The organism is Pseudomonas cyclaminis, from assembly GCF_015163715.1.
GTDB lineage: Bacteria > Pseudomonadota > Gammaproteobacteria > Pseudomonadales > Pseudomonadaceae > Aquipseudomonas > Aquipseudomonas cyclaminis.
Window position 1 is genome coordinate 1 of the sequence record NZ_JADDUM010000047.1, and the last position, 17736, is coordinate 17736.

General features: G+C 64.0%; 11 protein-coding genes and 4 pseudogenes. 9 read left to right on the forward strand and 6 right to left on the reverse strand.

What is annotated here, in order from left to right; translation table 11 throughout:
- A pseudogene (locus IQK56_RS08110) lies at positions 1-788 on the reverse strand (efflux RND transporter permease subunit); the annotation flags it as partial.
- A 2-nt stretch (positions 789-790) separates the two neighbouring features.
- On the reverse strand, positions 791-1960 hold the full coding sequence (locus tag IQK56_RS08115; RefSeq protein ID WP_193862310.1) for an efflux RND transporter periplasmic adaptor subunit: 1170 nt from the start codon (positions 1958-1960) through the stop codon (positions 791-793).
- Between the two features lie 147 nt (positions 1961-2107).
- On the opposite strand from IQK56_RS08115, the pseudogene baeS reads away from it, so the two are divergent.
- Both baeS and IQK56_RS08125 read left to right on the forward strand, forming a co-directional pair.
- Positions 2108-3492: pseudogene (baeS, locus tag IQK56_RS08120) on the forward strand (sensor histidine kinase efflux regulator BaeS).
- A 3-nt stretch (positions 3493-3495) separates the two neighbouring features.
- On the forward strand, positions 3496-4191 hold the full coding sequence (locus IQK56_RS08125) for a response regulator (protein WP_193862311.1): 696 nt from the start codon (positions 3496-3498) through the stop codon (positions 4189-4191).
- A gap of 27 nt (positions 4192-4218) precedes the next feature.
- Here IQK56_RS08125 and treS read toward each other — a convergent pair whose 3' ends face one another.
- Complete coding sequence (gene treS / locus IQK56_RS08130) at positions 4219-6282, reverse strand: maltose alpha-D-glucosyltransferase (RefSeq protein ID WP_122307241.1); 2064 nt, start codon at positions 6280-6282, stop codon at positions 4219-4221.
- 84 nt (positions 6283-6366) lie between these two features.
- A complete protein-coding gene (locus tag IQK56_RS08135; RefSeq protein WP_193863471.1) occupies positions 6367-7146 on the reverse strand; it encodes an AraC family transcriptional regulator in 780 nt (259 codons plus the stop codon).
- 188 nt (positions 7147-7334) lie between these two features.
- On the opposite strand from IQK56_RS08135, the gene IQK56_RS08140 reads away from it, so the two are divergent.
- From IQK56_RS08140 to IQK56_RS08160, 5 genes and pseudogenes are all read left to right on the forward strand, one after another.
- Positions 7335-8960: an APC family permease gene (locus IQK56_RS08140; RefSeq protein ID WP_193863469.1), complete on the forward strand. Its 1626-nt coding sequence runs from the start codon at positions 7335-7337 to the stop codon at positions 8958-8960.
- Between the two features lie 13 nt (positions 8961-8973).
- A complete protein-coding gene (locus IQK56_RS08145; protein ID WP_193863467.1) occupies positions 8974-9900 on the forward strand; it encodes a 4-hydroxyproline epimerase in 927 nt (308 codons plus the stop codon).
- 33 nt (positions 9901-9933) lie between these two features.
- Complete coding sequence (locus IQK56_RS08150; RefSeq protein ID WP_122310087.1) at positions 9934-10881, forward strand: dihydrodipicolinate synthase family protein; 948 nt, start codon at positions 9934-9936, stop codon at positions 10879-10881.
- Positions 10882-10941: 60 nt separating this feature from the next.
- Positions 10942-12512, forward strand: a pseudogene (locus IQK56_RS08155) (aldehyde dehydrogenase (NADP(+))).
- Between the two features lie 3 nt (positions 12513-12515).
- Complete coding sequence (locus IQK56_RS08160) at positions 12516-13763, forward strand: NAD(P)/FAD-dependent oxidoreductase (RefSeq protein WP_193863463.1); 1248 nt, start codon at positions 12516-12518, stop codon at positions 13761-13763.
- Between the two features lie 65 nt (positions 13764-13828).
- Here the strand turns inward: IQK56_RS08160 and IQK56_RS08165 are convergent, their stop codons facing one another.
- Positions 13829-14506, reverse strand: coding sequence for a GNAT family N-acetyltransferase (locus IQK56_RS08165; RefSeq protein ID WP_193863461.1), 678 nt, complete (start codon positions 14504-14506; stop codon positions 13829-13831).
- A gap of 56 nt (positions 14507-14562) precedes the next feature.
- Positions 14563-15444, reverse strand: a complete 882-nt coding sequence (locus IQK56_RS08170; protein WP_193863459.1) for a LysR family transcriptional regulator — start codon at positions 15442-15444, stop codon at positions 14563-14565.
- 113 nt (positions 15445-15557) lie between these two features.
- On the opposite strand from IQK56_RS08170, the pseudogene IQK56_RS08175 reads away from it, so the two are divergent.
- Both IQK56_RS08175 and IQK56_RS08180 read left to right on the forward strand, forming a co-directional pair.
- Positions 15558-16771: pseudogene (locus tag IQK56_RS08175) on the forward strand (MFS transporter).
- 81 nt (positions 16772-16852) lie between these two features.
- Positions 16853-17704 (forward strand): CAP domain-containing protein, encoded by an 852-nt coding sequence (locus tag IQK56_RS08180; protein ID WP_112195110.1) that lies wholly within the window; start codon positions 16853-16855, stop codon positions 17702-17704.
- The last annotated feature ends 32 nt before the right edge of the window (positions 17705-17736 follow it).

The window sequence follows — 17736 nt, forward strand, 5'->3', positions numbered from 1 at the left end:
GCCCAACAGCACCACCGCGCCGTCGCTGGTGGACTTGACCACCACGTTGCGAAACTCTTCAGCGGTCTGCAGCTTGCTCCGGGCACTGATGGTGGCGTTGAGTTGCTGGCCCTTCACCGCCGGCAATGCGCCGAGTTGGCCGGCCGAGACTTCGGTGTTTTGCGCTTCCAGGGCGGTGCTGACGTCTGACGGCATCAGCGCGTATTTTTCCAGCAGCGCCGGGTCCAGCCAGATGCGCATGGCGTAGCCGACCCCAGGGTTTGCACATCGCCCACGCCGTCAATGCGGCTGATGGAATCGAGCAGAGTGCTGGAGATGTAATCGCCAATCTGGGTGCCGGTGACGCCGGGGTTGTCCGACGCCAGGGCGGCAATCATCAGGAAGTCCGAGCCGCCCTTGGTCACCGTCAGGCCTTCGCTCTGCACCGACTGCGGCAAACGCGATTCGGCCTGTTGGAGTTTGTTCTGTACCTGCATCTGCGCCACATCCGGGTCGGTGCCGGCGGCGAACGTCAGGCTGATACTGGCGCTGCCTGCCGAACTGCTGGAGGCCGACATGTAGGTCAGGTTGTCCAGGCCCTTCATCTGCTGCTCGATGACTTGGGTCACCGAGTCTTCCACGGTCTTGGCCGAGGCACCGGTGTAGGTGGCGGAAATTCGCACGGTGGGCGGCGCGATGTCCGGGTACTGCTCCAGCGGCAATTGGCTGATGGAGAGTGCACCGCCAAGCATGATCACGATGGCGATGACCCAGGCAAAAATCGGTCGATCAATAAAGAAACGCGCCATGTTCAACCCTCCTGCGCCAGGGTGCCGAGGTCAGCGGCCTGGCTTTGGACCACCGCACCGACGCGGACTTTTTGCCCGCCCTCGACGATGACCTGGTCACCGGTTTTCAAGCCGGCAGTGACCCACCACTGGTTGCCCACGGCGCGGTCAACGGTGAGTACCCGTTGTTCGACCTTGCCGTCGACCACCAGCAACACCGAGGTCACGCCGCTGGCGCTGCGGCTCACGGCTTTTTGCGGGACCAGGATCGCCTGTTCATCCCGGGCCTGTTCCAGCACGCCGCGCACGTACATGCCCGGCAGCAACAGGTGTTCCGGGTTATCGAACACGGCGCGCAACGTCACGGTGCCAGTGCCCTGGTTGACGCTGACTCCGCTGAATTTCAGGCGGCCTTCGTGGTTGTAGGTACTGCCATCATCGAGCTTGAGGCTGATGCGCGCTTCGCCGTCGCCATTGGCCTGCAACACGCCGCTGGCCAGGTCGCGCTTGAGGGCGAGGAGTTCAGTGGTGGACTGGGTGACGTCGACGTAGATCGGATCGAGCTGCTGCACGGTGGTCAACGCCGTGTCCTGGCTGGCCACCACCAGCGCACCGGGGGTGACGGTGGAGGTTTCGATGCGCCCGGCCACCGGCGAGCTGATACGGGTGTAGGCCAGGTTGATGCGGGCGGTGTCGACGTCGGCCTGGGCGACTTGCACGTCGGCGGCAGCGGTCAGCAGCGTGGCCTGGGCGTCTTCATTGGTTTGCTGGCTGATCGCGTCGATCTTCACCAACTGCGCGTTACGCGTGGCGGTGGTCTGTGCCGACTTGAGCGTGGCGCGGGCCTTGGTCAGGCTGGCCTGGGCCTGGGCCAGCAAGGCCTTGTAGGGCGCCGCGTCGAGTTGGTACAGCGCCTGCCCGGCCTTGACCTCGGCGCCTTCGGTAAACAGGCGCTGCTGCACGATGCCGCCGACCTGGGGGCGAATCTCCGCGACCATAAAGGCCTGGGTGCGCCCGGCGAGTTCGGTGGTCAGTATCTGGTTTTGAGGCTGTACGGTGATCACCGAGACCTTCGGCGTGGCGACTTCAGGGGCCGGATCGCCGGCCGAGCACCCGCCGAGCAACACCAGGATGATCAGGGAAAGGAAAACCGCGGCGGTTACCAGGTATTTGGCAAAAATTTTGGTCGACATAGCTGCCTCTGCAAGACGGGATGGCCTGAGCCTTGTCCCCAATGCTGCAAGGCAAATGTGCAGGAAAATTGAAGATTGCCCACTTGGGTTGAATCTTTCTGCCGTGGGGGCCTAAATGGGCGGGTCCATTTTTTACGGCCTCTCTTCATGAACTTGAGTATCTCCACCAAGTTGTTTGTCGCGGTGCTGGCCGGCGTGCTGCTGGTCATCCTGAGCATGGGCCTGGCCACCAGCTGGAGTTTTGGCCGGGGCTTCCTTGGCTATATCAACGAGCAGGCGCTGGAGCGCATGGCCACGGTGGTGCCGCGCCTGGCGGGTGCGTATGAACGCGAAGGGACCTGGGAATTTTTCCGTAACCAGCCGGACCGCTGGTTTGAAGTGATGCGCCCGGAGCCGGGTGAACAGCCGCAGACTCGCGACTTGAAGACGCCGCAGATCTCCGACCTCACTGGCGCACTGTTCCGTATCGCCCTGCTCGACAAAGATAAAAAGCGCGTGACCGGCTACACCCGGATTGCCGATGACGCCTTGGCCCTGCCGATTGTCGTGGCCGGTGAAACGGTGGGCTGGCTGGCCGTTACTCCTTTCCAGAGCGTGACCGAAGCCGGGGGCGAACGCTTCCAGCAGTACCAGTTGCGCACCAGCCTGGTGATGGGCGTGTTTTCGCTGCTGCTGGCGATGCTGATTGCCTGGTGGATCGCCCGCGCGCTGCTGGAGCCGGTCAAGCGCGTGGCCGCCGCCACCCACCGCCTGGCCAGCGGTGATTACAGCGGCCGCGTGGTCGTGGCCTCCACCGATGAAGTCGGCCAATTGGCGCGGGACTTCAACCAACTGGCCTACACCCTGGAACGCAATGAAACCATGCGCCGCGAATTCATGGCCGATGTGTCCCATGAACTGCGCACGCCACTGTCAGTGCTGCGCGGCGAGCTGGAGGCGATTGAGGACGGTGTGCGGACCCTGGACCAGCACTCGATGAGGTCGCTGCAAGGTGAAGTCAGCATGCTCAGCAAACTGGTGGACGATTTGTATGAGCTGTCGCTGGCCGATGTCGGTGCCCTGACCTACCGCAAAGCCACCTGCGTGCTCAACCAACTGCTGGAAAGCAGCGTGGGTATGTTCCAGGAACGCTTGAGTGCCCGCCAGTTGCGTGTGGAACTGGAACTGCCAGCCCAACCCCTGACGTTGATGGCCGACGCCAATCGCTTGCAGCAACTGTTCTCCAACCTGCTGGAAAACGCTGTGCGCTATACCGACCCGCAAGGGCTGATTCGCATCAGCGCCGTCGTGGATAGTGATGAGTTGCGCATCGATTTCATGGATTCCGGCCCCGGCGTTTCCGCGAATCAACTGCCGCGTCTGTTCGAGCGTTTCTATCGGGGCGACGCCTCGCGTAACCGCAGCAGTGGCGGCGCAGGGCTGGGCCTGGCGATCTGTCACAGCATCGCCCTCGCCCACGGCGCAGCCTCAGCGCCGAGCACTCGCCGCTGGGCGGCCTGTGGCTGACCCTGCGTTTGCCTCGGAGCCTGTGAACCATGGTCGATGAACGCCCGATCCTGATCGTCGAAGACGAACCCAAGCTCGCCGCCCTGATGCGCGACTATCTCGCAGCCGCCGGCCACGGCACCCTGTGCCTGGACAACGGCTTGCAGGTGGTGCCGGCGGTGCGCGCCCATGACCCCAAGTTGATTTTGCTCGACCTGATGCTGCCCGGCCGCGACGGCATGCAACTGTGCCAGGACCTGCGGGGGTTCAGCGCGGTGCCGATCATCATGATCACCGCCCGCGTCGAGGAAGTTGACCGCTTGCTGGGCCTGGAGTTGGGGGCCGACGACTACATCTGCAAGCCGTTCAGTCCACGGGAGGTGGTGGCCAGGGTCAAGGCGATCCTGCGCCGCAGCCCGCACTTGCTCAGCACCGCCGCGCCGCGCCTGGTGATCGACGAGACGTACTACCTGGCCGCCCTGGACGGCATTGCCCTCGACCTCACCCCCCTGGAACTGCGCCTGCTCAACACCTTCGCCTGCTCACCCGGTCGCGTGTTCTCCCGTGATCAACTGCTGGACAGGCTCTACTCCGACCACCGCGTGGTCACTGACAGGACGGTGGACAGCCATATCCGCAACCTGCGGCGCAAGCTGGAACAGGCCTGTCCGGGGGAGACGCCGATTGAGTCATTGTATGGGGTGGGGTATCGGTTCCAATTGGCCGATAAGTCACCCCAGACGTAACTACCGCCGACTGAACAACTGTGTCCGTTAGATCGGTGAGCTGCTCACGACCCGCAGCGCCAGCCCTTCATAGGCATCCAGGGTAATGGTGAATTCACCCTCCGCCGTCAGGTCGCCCTCAACCCGTTCATTGATGATGTCCACCACCATCCCCGCTGCAATATCCGGCAGGTGCAGGGTTTCCGTGATCGGCGCAGGGCCGAAGTTCAGCGCAGTGATTTGCGTGCCCTTCCCGGCCGGCAAGTCGTGAACCATGATCAGCAGCGCGGGGTTTTCCACATCCGGCACCAGGATCTGGCGGCTGGCGGCGATGTCGTAGGCGCGGCGCACGGCCAGGATTTTTTGCAGCTGCGAGGCAAATGATTCAGGGTCCAGCAACTGGCTGTTCAGGCTGCCATACAGGCTTTTCGAGCGTGGCATCTGGCCGGCGGACAGTTCGGCATCGGGGTTCAGGTCCACCAGATCGTAAGCCCCGCGATGAATCCAGCGGGTGTCGCCGTCCTGCATCAAGTGCGCAACGTCGTCGGCTGCCAATGGCAGCGCGCCTACCAAATCCCAGCCGGACAAGGCAAACACCCCGGGCTGCATGGCGTTGTACATCACCAGCAGCAAATGGATCTGGCGGATCTGTTGGATATCCGCCGGCGTTATCGCCTCCAGGTCACGGATACCCAGCGCCGCCGTGATGATGCTGGCCGTGGTGCAGGACACGCCATTGGTGACGAACTTGAGGTTATACGGCGCATGCTCGCCCGTCAGGCGCTCGTACATCTGCTCACGGATGTGCTCGCGCAGGATATTGCCGGGAAAGGTCTGGCCCTGGTAGAGGAAGCTGTCATGGGCATGCAGGGTCCAGAAGTGCACCAGTTCCAGCGTCAACTCGTCGTGATTTTGCAAGGCATGGATCAGCGAGCCGGGGTCGATGCCCTGGCGGTGCATCTCGCGCAGCATCAGGCGCAGAAACTCGGCATCGCCCATCAGCAGTGCATGCTGGTACGCAGGCCGGGTGATGAAGTCATAGGAGAGGTCGGCGCCGCCGTGGGACATGGACGCGATATCGTCGACGGTGAGGTTCAGTTCCTGAAAGCTGAACCCGCCGGCCTTGCGAATCGCCCCGCCAAGCAGTTGGTTGCCGGTGATCGACAGCGGATGGCTTTCGGACCAGGCAGTGCCATCGAGCTTGCGTTCCACACCGAGGAAGCCGTTGGCATCCAGGCGCAAAATCTTGGCGCCCATCACGTCGATGGCGTGCAGGGCGTCGCCGATGATCATTTGCTGCGCGGCGAAGGTCGGGTCCAGCCAGTTGAGCGAAGGCTGGCCTTCCTTGAAGTAATGCAGGTACACCCAGCGGCGCGGCTTGCCATCTACGCCGATGACCTCGGGCGTGGTGCTCCAGTCGGTTTCCTTGACGCCAGGCTCGAAGAAGATCACCCGCTGCAACTGACCGACGATGTAGTGCTTGTCGCGCAGGGCGTCCACCTGCGAGGGACTGAGGTTCTGCGCATCGCGGCCCTCGGCCACGTCGGGCAGCAACGGCCAGTCTTCCTCACGAATTTCCACCATGTGATAGAGGCCAGGGTAATCCTCGTAGGCCATCTCGGCCAGGCGGAAATCCGCGCCCTTGCCGGTGTGGGACGGGATCACATCGTCAATGATCACCGCGTTGTGCGCCGCTGCCATGCGCGTCAACGCCTGCAACTGCGCCTCGGTGCCCAACTGCGGGTCGATCTCGAAGCTGATGCGGTCGAAGTTGCCGTCGATGGTCGGCGTGTGCCGCGTGCCGCTGAGGCCACCGGACTTTTTCAGCGGGCCGTTATGAATGCCCTGGATGCCGATCTTCGACAAGGTATGCCACAGGGTTTCATCCCCCAGCGCCTCCAGCACCGTACCGCCCTCACGGGTCACGATCGACGCGGGGTACGCGGTGAACCACACCGACGACAGCGCCGTGGCGTCGCGCGGCCGTGTCTGTGCAAAGGGCTGTTGCCACAACCGGCCTTGCCCGGAATAGAGCTTGGCGCGCTGGCGGGCGGCATGCAGCATCGATTGTTCTACCAGCCAGTTCACATGGTTGTTTTCAGCCGCAGTCATAAGCTCAGTACCTGTCGTCGTGAAGCATTGCTCGTAGACATATGAGGGGTACGCGGGCCATTCGTTGCATTGCAGTGGCGGTCGTTACGCCATTCCCTGCGTGGCTTGACGGTACTGCCGTGGCGTAAACCCGGTGGATGCCTTGAACTGCCGGGTAAACGCACTGTGGTCGGTATAACCGCACTGTAACGCCACTTCGGTGATCGGCAGGTCGCTGTGCAACAGGCGATGGGCGTGTTCAAGCCGCACTTTCTGGATCATCTGCCGGGGCGTGAGGTGGAACACGCGCTTGCAGTAGCGCTCCAGTTGCGCCACGGAAATCCCGGCGATGCGGGTCAGCTCGCCGAGGGTGACGCGGCGGTTGAAGTGCGTGCGGATGTGCTCGTCCACAACGGCCAGGCGCTGGTAGGCCGGGTGGGTCTGGCTGGCCGATTGCAGGTCCACCGAGATGCCGGCCAGGCCGATGATGCGGTCTTCATGGTTATACAACGGCCATTTGTGGGTCAGGCACCAACCGGGTTCGCGGGTGCCGTAGAGGTGCAGTTCGAGTTGGTCCTCAAGCACAAAGCCCTGCTCCAGCACACGCCGATCCTGCTCGGTGTAGCCCGGCCCCAATTGCGCCGGGAACACGTCGGCGCTGGTCTTGCCCAGCAAGGGTTGCAGTTGCTTGAGGCCGCAGCGCTGCACCAGGGTGCGGTTGGCAAGCACGTAACGGGCGTCCAGGTCCTTGATGAAGAGGGCCGCATTGGGGATCACATCCAGCATCGGCAGCAGCTGCGCCACGCCGGCCACCAGTTGCTCGATGTCGTGGGGGCGGTTCGCACCGCCCCCTTGGCAAAGGGTCGCAAACGCGCTGTGCATCATGACGGTATTTCCCCTGCTGACCCCCTCGACACATAGCAGATTGCACGATGCCCGGAGCGCTGTCGAGCGACGAAAACTGTGCTGAATTCGTCATCGATGTCGGCAAAAAACATCAATCGCCGCGCCGCCTGCGCGTTCACGATAACGCCACTGCATGCCTATCCAATAACTCACAAGAAGGCGACGCTATGTCAGCTCAAGGCAAGTTCAAGAAACAGCTTTCCCTGATGGACCTGACCTTTATCGGGTTGGGTGCCATCTTCGGCTCCGGCTGGTTGTTTGCGGCCAGCCATGTGTCCGCGATCGCAGGCCCGGCGGGGATCATTTCCTGGTTGATCGGTGGTTTCGCCGTGCTGCTGCTTGGCATTGTGTACTGCGAACTGGGCGCCGCATTGCCCCGCGCCGGTGGCGTGGTGCGCTACCCGGTGTACTCCCACGGCCCACTGTTGGGTTACCTGATGGGCTTTATTACGCTGATCGCGTTTTCCAGCCTGGTGGCGATTGAAGTGGTTGCCTCGCGCCAATACGCGGCGGCGTGGTTTCCCGAGTTGACCAAAGCCGGTTCCAGCGACCCGACCACCCTCGGCTGGCTGGCGCAGTTCGCCCTGCTGTGCCTGTTCTTCGTGCTCAATTACCGCAGCGTGAAAACCTTCGCCATCGCCAATAACCTGGTGAGCGTGTTCAAGTTCATCGTGCCGTTGCTGGTGATCGGTGTGCTGTTCACCTTCTTCAAACCGGCGAATTTCCAGGTGCACGGGTTTGCGCCGTTTGGCCTGTCGGGCATCGAGATGGCCGTGTCGGCGGGCGGGGTGATTTTTGCCTACCTGGGGCTGACGCCGATCATCTCGGTGGCCAGTGAAGTGAAGAACCCGCAACGCACGATTCCAATTGCATTGATTCTTTCGGTACTGCTATCGACTGCCATCTACGTGCTGCTGCAAACCGCGTTCCTGGGCGGTGTGCCCACCGAAATGCTCGCCGACGGCTGGGCCGGGATCAGCAAGGAACTGGCCCTGCCCTACCGCGATATCGCCCTGGCGCTGGGCGTGGGTTGGCTGGCCTACCTGGTGGTGGCCGATGCGGTGATCTCCCCCAGCGGCTGCGGCAATATCTACATGAACGCCACGCCCCGTGTGGTGTATGGCTGGGCGCAGACCGGCACGTTTTTCAAGATCTTCACGCGCATTGATGAGAAGTCCGGCATCCCGCGTCCGGCGCTGTGGCTGACGTTTGGCTTGTCGGTGTTCTGGACCCTGCCGTTTCCGTCCTGGGAAGCGCTGATCAACGTGGTCTCTGCCGCACTGATCCTCAGCTACGCCGTGGCCCCGGTCACCGTCGCCGCGTTGCGCCGTAATGCGCCGCAGATGGCGCGACCGTTCCGGGTCAAGGGCATGGCGGTGCTGGGTCCGCTGTCGTTCATCATCGCAGCGTTGATCGTTTACTGGTCTGGCTGGAGCACGGTGTCCTGGCTGCTCGGCCTGCAAATCCTGATGTTTGGCGTGTACCTGCTGTGCGCACGCTGGGTGCCGACGGCGCATATCAATCTCAAGCAACAGGTGCGTTCGTCTGCCTGGCTGATCGGCTTCTACGCGGTGACGATCCTGCTGTCCAAGCTCGGCAGTTTTGGCGGCCTTGGGGTCATCAGCCACCCGTTTGACACGCTGGTGGTCGCGGTCTGTGCCCTGGGCATTTACTACTGGGGCGCAGCCACCGGTGTGCCCGCGCACCTGGTGCAGCTGGAACATGACGCCGATGAAAGCGAAGCCGTCGACGAACCCCACGCCAGCGCCCCGCTGTCCCCCGCTACTCACTGATTTGGAGCGCGCTATGAAGCGACTGCACGTGATCGACTCCCACACCGGCGGCGAACCGACGCGCCTGGTGATGACCGGTTTTCCCGCGCTCCAGGGCGCGAGCATTGCCGACCAGCTCCACAACCTGCGCAGCGAACACGACCAATGGCGCCGCGCCTGCCTGCTGGAGCCCCGTGGCAACGATGTGCTGGTCGGTGCGCTGTACTGCGAACCCGTCACGCCGGGGGCTACCTGCGGGGTGATCTTCTTCAACAACGCCGGTTACCTGGGCATGTGTGGCCACGGCACGATCGGGCTGGTCGCGTCCTTGCACCACCTGGGGCGTATCCAGCCGGGCGTGCACAGCATCGACACGCCGGTGGGCCCGGTGGCCGCCACCTTGCACGAAGACGGCGCCGTGACCCTGCGCAATGTGCCCGCCTATCGCTATCGCCAGCACGTGGCAGTGCAGGTGCCGGGGCATGGCGTGGTGCACGGCGATATCGCCTGGGGCGGCAACTGGTTCTTCCTGGTGTCCGAGCATGGCATGGCGCTGGAGATGAGCAATGTAGATGCCCTCACCGATTACACCTGGGCGATGCTCAAGGCCTTGGAAGACCAGGGCATCGGCGGTGCAGAAGGCGCGCTGATCGACCATATCGAACTGTTCGCCGACGACGCCCACGCCGACAGCCGCAACTTCGTGATGTGCCCCGGCAAGGCCTACGACCGCTCCCCGTGCGGCACCGGCACCAGCGCCAAATTGGCGTGCCTGGCCGCCGACGGCAAGCTCGCCGCCGGGGCGACCTGGGTACAGGCCAGCATCACCGGCAGCCAATTCGAAGGCCGTTATGAATGGGACGGCGAACGTGTCATCCCCTTCATCACCGGCCGCGCCTACATGACCGCCGACAGCACGTTGCTGATCGACGAGCAGGACCCTTTCGCCTGGGGCATCTGAGCCCTCTCTATTTGACTGAACGGAGTTAGCACAATGAGCGACAACATTTTCACCGGTTGCATTCCCGCGCTGATGACCCCGTGCACCGCCGCGCGCAAGCCGGACTTCGACGCACTGGTCGCCAAAGGCCGCGAGTTGATCGAGGCCGGCATGAGCGCCGTGGTGTACTGCGGTTCCATGGGGGACTGGCCGCTGCTCACCGAGGCCGAACGCCAGGAAGGCGTGGCGCGCCTGGTGGCGGCCGGTGTGCCGACCATTGTCGGCACTGGCGCGGTGAACAGCCGTGAAGCGGTGGCCCACGCCGCCCATGCAGCCAAGGTCGGCGCCCATGGCTTGATGGTAATTCCCCGCGTACTGTCCCGTGGCGCGTCTGCCACTGCGCAAAAGGCTCACTTCTCGGCGATCCTCAAGGCCGCGCCAGACCTGCCGGCAGTGATCTACAACAGCCCGTACTACGGCTTCGCCACCCGCGCCGAGCTGTTTTTTGAACTGCGCCGCGAGCACCCGAACCTGATCGGTTTCAAGGAATTCGGCGGCGGCGCCGACCTGCGCTACGCCGCCGAACACATCACCTCCCAGGACGACAGCGTGACGTTGATGGTCGGCGTCGACACCCAAGTGGTGCATGGTTTCGTCAACTGCAACGCCACCGGCGCCATCACTGGTATCGGCAATGCCTTGCCACGGGAAGTGCTGCAACTGGTGGCCCTGAGCAAACAGGCGGCCAAGGGCGATGCCAAGGCGCGGCGCCTGGCCCGTGAGCTGGAGGCGGCGCTGGCGGTGCTGTCATCCTTCGATGAAGGCTGCGACCTGGTGCTGTATTACAAGCACCTGATGGTGCTCAACGGCGACAAGGGCTACGACCTGCACTTCAACGAGACCGACGTGCTCAGTGACGCCCAGCGCCGCTATGCGCAAAACCAGTACGCGTTGTTCCGCCAGTGGTACGCCAATTGGTCGGCAGAACAGAACGTCGCCTGATGTTTGCGCGCCGCTGTGGTGTTTACAGCGGCCAACTCGGTTTTTTTGCAGGATGATCCCATGACTCTGACGGGCAAGATGCTGATCGGTCAGCACTCCCTTTCCGGTACTCGCGAGGCGATCCGGGCCATCAATCCCGCCACTGGCACGCCGCTTGAGCCCGCCTACCTGGGCGGTGATGCCGGGCACGTCGAACAGGCCTGCGCCCTGGCGTGGGCGGCGTTCGACAGCTACCGCGAAACCTCATTGGAGGCGCGTGCAGCCTTCCTTGAAGCCATCGCCACTCAGATCGAAGCTCTGGGCGATGAACTGGTTGACCGCGCCGTGGCTGAAACCGGCCTGCCACGCCCACGTATCCAGGGCGAGCGCGGGCGTACCTGCGGGCAATTGCGCGCCTTTGCCCGCACAGTCCGCGCCGGGGAATGGCTGGATGTGCGCATCGACCCCGCGCAGCCGCAGCGTGCTCCGCTGCCCCGCGCAGACTTGCGTCAACGCCACATTGCGCTGGGGCCGGTGGCGGTGTTTGGCGCCAGTAACTTTCCCTTGGCGTTTTCCGTGGCGGGCGGCGATACCGCCTCGGCGCTGGCCGCCGGTTGCCCGGTGGTCGTCAAAGCCCATGGCGCGCACCCGGGCACCAGCGAACTGGTGGGCCGTGCGGTGGCGCGGGCGGTCAAGGCCTGTGGATTACCGGACGGGGTGTTTTCGCTGGTGTACGGTTCGGGCCGCGAAGTCGGCATTGCACTGGTCAGCGACCCACGTATCAAGGCCGTGGGGTTTACCGGTTCGCGCAGCGGCGGCGTTGCGCTGACCCAGGCCGCGCAGGCTCGGCCGGAGCCGATTGCGGTGTACGCGGAAATGAGTTCGATCAATCCCGTGTATCTGTTTCCTGCGGCCCTTGCGGCACGCGGTGATGCGCTGGCCGAAGGGTTCGTGACCTCATTGACCCAAGGCGCGGGCCAGTTCTGCACCAACCCTGGCCTGGTGATTGCGGTGAAAGGCACGGCGCTGGACGGCTTTATCCAGGTTGCCAGGGACTTGCTGTCTGGTTGCCCGGCCCAGACCATGCTGACCCCCGGCATCTTCAGCGCCTACGAAAGCGGCGTTGGCGCACTGGCCAACCATGCGCAGCTCGCGGCACAAGGCTTGGCCGCCGAAGGTCCCAATCAGGCCCAGGCGCATCTGTTCGTGACCCATGCCGAGGCGTTCCTGGCCAATCAACACTTGCAGGCCGAGGTGTTCGGCTGCGCGTCGCTGGTGGTGGCGTGTGCTGATGAGGAGCAGGTGCGCGCCGTTTCCGAACACCTGGAGGGCCAGCTGACGGCGACCCTGCATCTGGATGAAGCTGACCTGCTGCCGGCCCGTGCCCTGTTGCCGGTGCTCGAACGCAAGGCCGGTCGCCTGTTGGTCAACGGCTGGCGACGGGGGTGGAAGTGTGTGACGCCATGGTCCATGGCGGTCCGTTCCCCGCGACGTCGGATTCGCGCAGCACCTCGGTGGGCACTGCGGCGATTTTCAGATTCCTGCGGCCGGTGTGCTATCAGGACTTCCCGGATGCGCTGTTGCCCGACGCGCTCCGGCACGGCAATCCCTTGTCGTTGCGCCGATTGCTCGATGGCCAGAGAGAGGCATAGGCCATGGCTGAAGAGTTTGTCGTGGTCGGAGCCGGCATTATCGGCGTCACCTGCGCCTTGCAGCTGGCGCGCCAAGGACGGCGCGTGGTGGTGCTCGACGGTCAGGAACCAGGCATGGGGGCTTCTTATGGCAACGCCGGGCACCTGGCGACCGAACAAGTGTTTCCCATCGCCGATGTGTCGATCCTCAAGCGCTTGCCCGCCATGCTGATGGACCCCATGGGGCCGCTGCGCCTGGACTGGAAATACCTGCCCCGCGCCCTGCCCTGGTTTGTCCGGCTGTTGCTGAACCTGCGACCCGCCCGTTACCAGCGAACCGTGGCCGGCATTCGTGCGTTGAATGAAGGCAGCCTGGGTGCCTGGCAGCGTTTGCTGGCCAGCATCGATCGGCCTGAGCTGTTGCGCGAGGATGGCTCACTGCTGGTGTATGAGCGGGCGCAATCGCGTGAGGCGCTCGATAGCCTGCAACGGCGCATGCAGCAGCAAAACGTGCCGGTGGCGTTCTGGTCGGCGGATACCATCCGTAAGGCTGCCCCGCAATTGAGCGAGCAGATCCAGGGCGGGCTGTTTTTTCCGGGGACCGGGCACTTTCTCGATCCCTACCAGGCGCTGTGTGAGTTGGTGGAGGCGGCCAAGGCCAGCGGCGTGCAGTTTCTCAAGCGCCAGGTGCTGGATGCGCGGGTTGAGGCCGATGGTGTCATGCTGACGACCGATCAAGGCGCCTTCTGCGCGGGCCAGGTCCTGATTGCCTGCGGTGCCCATTCAGCCAAACTCACCACCGCTCTGACCGGCAAAAAAATCCCGTTGGACACGGAGCGTGGTTATCACCTGATGCTGCCTCACGAGCAGCAACGCCTGCCGTTCGCCGTCACCTCGCTGGAACGCAAATTCATCATGACGCCCATGGCAGGCGGCCTGCGCCTGGCCGGCACCGTGGAGTTCGCCGGCCTCGAACGCCCGGCCAACATGCAACGCGCCTGGCAACTGCATCGGTTGAGCCAGGGGTTGTTCCGCGATGAGCTGAGTGCACGGGACGCCACGCCGTGGATGGGGTTTCGACCATCACTGCCGGATTCACTGCCGATCATTGACCGGGTGTGCGACGGGAAGGTGCTGCTCGCGTTTGGGCACCAGCATCTGGGCTTGACCCAGGCGGCGGTGACAGCGGAGATGGTGGGCCAACGGATGTCGGAAACGCCCGGACATGCAGGTTTACCGGAGCCTGGGCTGTATCGACTGGATCGCTTCTGATCGCCAACCCCGACAGGCGTGCGCTTGTCGGCGCTTGGCGCTCAAGGGTGGGTATGACGGGTGTTTCAGTCACGCGCTTGCACGAACAACCGGACTTTACGCGTCAATTGATCCAGATGCCGATCCCGCTGCTTCTCCGCGTCAACCATTGCGCGCTTGCCGTGTTTTTGCAGCAAATACGTGTGGATCTGCCGCACTTCCAGGGAGCTGTAGATCGGCGCCACATCCAGCACGCCCATCAAGCCATCGGTGCCGTAATCCCGCGTGTTCATCAGCACCTGCGTGCCGCGTGCGCCGCGCACCTGCAAGCCCAGGGCCTCGAACACCGGCACCTTTTCCACCGCACACCCCAGCTCGGCATGGGGATAGCGCGCCAGCACGTCCTGCATCATCCCCCGCGCCACACCCTGGCGGCGCATGCCGGCTTGCACTGCCATAAAGGCAATGCCGCAGGCGTCGGGATCATCCTTCACCGGCAGGCACAGCAAAAAGCCAATGACCTTCTCCGCGTCCTGGGCATCGGTGGCGACGATCAGTTCGACGGCAATGCCCTTCTCGCCGTTCAGCGCCTCCAGGTACAGGTGCACCTCAAAGCCAATCGCGTACTGGTAGATGTTGTACAGCAGGTTGCTCGGCGGCAGCGCAACGCTGCTGATGTCGGTGAGGTTGTCCACCACCATCTGCAGGATCTGGCCATTGATGGGCTCGGGGCATGGCGTGGTGTAACGGGTAAGGCTGAACATGCAAATTCCTGGGGTTTCACGTCTAGGCAGCCGCGATTGTACCTGTTGCGCACGGTTTATTGCCCGCACACCTCGCGTACACACCCGCGCAGCCAGCGGTGGGCCAGGTCGGCGTCCAGCCGTGGGTGCCAGAGCATCGCCACCGTAAAGGTCGGCAACCTCAGCGGCAGGGCAAAACAGAACACGTCGCGACGGTTGGCGACGTAGCGCTGCGGCACGCTGGCGATCAGGTCAGTGTCACGCGCCAGGGCAATGGCCGTGGAGAAACCGGCGACGATGCTGCTGATTTGCCGCGTGAAGCCCAGGGTTTCAAGCGCATCGTCGATCTGCCCCCGCGCCTGCCCGCGCCGCGAGACGTAGACGTGTTCGCCCTCGGCAAACCGCGCAGCGCTGATGTCGCCCTGGCTCAAGGGATGACCGCTGCGCACCACGCCAACCAGGCGGTCGCGGAACAGCGCCTGGGTCAGCACCTCGGGGCTGGCGGTGGGGTCGACCACGCCGGTTTCCAGATCGACGCTGCCGTCGCGCAGCAGCGTACTGTCCTTGTCGGTCTTGCTGACGAAACGCAGGCGCACGCCGGGGGCCTCCCGGGCGATACGCGCCAGGAGCGCCGGACCGAAGCTTTCGACGAACTCTTCACTGGTGCGCAAGGTGAACGTGCGCGCTACCACGGCCATGTCCACAGACTGCGCGGGGCGCAGCACAGTCTGGGCGTCCTGCACTAGACGGCTGACCTGTTCGCGCAACGCCACAGCGCGGGGCGTGGGCACCAGGCCGCGACCGGCGCGTACCAGCAGCGGGTCGCCAGTGGTTTCACGCAGGCGTGCCAAGGCGCGACTCATGGCCGAAGGGCTCAAGCCCAAGCGCTTGGCCGCGCCGGCAACGCTGCCTTCGGCAAGCAGCACATCCAGGGTGACAAGCAGATTCAGATCAGGCATCAGCATTCCTCATCAGGCGTTTGGTGCAGGTATTTGCTGCATACCCTGCGTCTTTCGCCATATTAGGCGACGCCGTAGAGTTGTGACAGTTGCCTTCACTCAAGGAATTGCCCATGCCCCCTTCCCCACGCGGCAGCCTCATCAGCCTGTCGCTGTCCATGCTGCTGGCGTCACTGGGCACCAGCATCGCCAATGTCGGCCTGCCCAGCCTGGCGCAGGCGTTCAACGCGTCGTTTCACGCCGTGCAGTGGGTGGTGCTGGCGTATCTGCTGGCGATCACGGCGTGATCGTCAGCGCCGGCCGCCTGGGTGATCGCCTGGGACGGCGTCGGCTGCTGCTCGGCGGCTTGCTGCTGTTCAGCCTGGCCTGCGGGCTGTGCGGCGCAGCGGCCTCACTCGACAGGCTGATTGCTGCACGCACCCTGCAAGGGCTTGGCGCGGCGGTCATGATGGCCATGGCCCTGGGCATGGTCGGCGATACCGTGACCAAGGAACGCACCGGCAGGGTGATGGGTTTGCTCGGCACGATGTCGGCCGTGGGCACCGCCATGGGGCCCAGCGTCGGCGGTGTGCTGCTAAGCCTGTCGGGCTGGCGGGCATTGTTTCTGGTGGGCGTACCGCTCGGACTGCTGGCGGCTGCCCTTGCCTGGCGCTTTCTGCCGGCGGATCGACAACATGCGCCAACATCCAGTGGCCATCGGTTCTGGACGCTATTAAAGGATCCGCCGTTGCGCACAGGCTTGGCGATGAGTGCGCTGGTCGCGGCGGTGATCATGGCCACTTTCGTCGTCGGGCCGTTTTACCTGTCTCGTGGCTTGGGGCTTGACCCGGCCTGGATGGGCCTGGCCATGGCCGTCGGGCCGTGCGTCGCAGCTGCCACCGGCATACCGGCGGGCCGCCTGACCGACCGCCTGGGCAGCCAACGCATGACCCGCAGCGGGCTCGGCATTCTGCTGTGCGGCGCGCTGTGGCTGACGCTGGCTTCGGGGTTGCCCAGCTACCTGGGCGCGCTGATTGTTTTGACTGCGGGCTACAGCCTGTTCCAGGCGGCGAATACGACCGCCGTGATGCGCGATGTCGAGGCGACTCGGCGCGGCACTGTCTCGGGCCTGTTGAACCTGTCCCGCAACCTCGGCCTGATTGTCGGTGCTTCGGCACTGGGCGCGGTGTTCGCGTGGGCAACTCCCGATGTGACCCAGGCCACCGCGCAGTCCGTGGCAAATGGCCTGCACGTTACCTTCGCCGCCGCGTCTGGTCTGATCCTTCTTGCCGCCGTGATGGCATGGGGCCGCAACCGCGCCGTGAATGGCCTTCATAACCTCCGTTGAGGCAAAAAAACAAAAAAGGCGTTGCGCCAGACCGGGTTACATCGCGCATCATGGGCGCTTTCAAGCTCAAGGGTAACGTCCATGCGCGTTCTGTCATTGATGATGGGTCTTACGACGCTGGCCGCCAGTTCGGTGTTCTGCGCCAGCGCGATGGCGAATGAAGAAAGTCAGCTGGTGCAACAGATCAACGAGTACCGCAGCCAAGTCCAGCGCTGCGGCGACCAGGGTTCCCAGGAACTGCCACCGCTGGCCAGCGACACCCGGCTGGTGCTGCCGGCCACTAACGTCGGCGACCTGCAGCAGGCGCTGGCCCGGGCCGCGTACCCCATGGTGAACGTGCAGGCCATCAGCCTGTCCGGTCCCAAGGATGCCCAGGCCGCCATGAAGGCGGTGCGCGAGAGTTTCTGCCGGGTGGTGCTGGACCCGCAATTTATCGATATCGGCGTGAGCAACAGCGGCCAGGACTGGCGCATCGTGCTGGCCCGTCCCTTGTTGTCCAGTGGCCTGGGGGATTGGCAGACCGAAGGCCGCAAACTGCTCGACCTGATCAACGCCGCCCGCACTCAGCCGCGCCAATGCGGCACCCAGGCGTTTACCGCGACCACCCCGCTGTCGTGGAATGACACCCTGGCCAGCGCCGCCAACAGCCACACACGCAACATGGCCAACGGCAATTTCTTCGACCATCTGGACCACGACGGCCGCACGCCCGGCGACCGCGCCGAACTGGCCGGGTACATCGCAAAAAACATCGGCGAAAACATCGCCGCAGGCCTCGATACCCCGCGCAAGGTGGTCGACGGCTGGCTCGCCAGTCCCGGCCATTGTGCCAACCTGATGAACCCGCAATTTCGCGAACTGGGCGCGGCCTATGCCATGGACCCGAAGAGTGATGCGGGCATCTACTGGACCGGTTTGTTCGGCACGCAATAAGGGGTGGGCAATGGCCCAACCCCAGCGGGTCC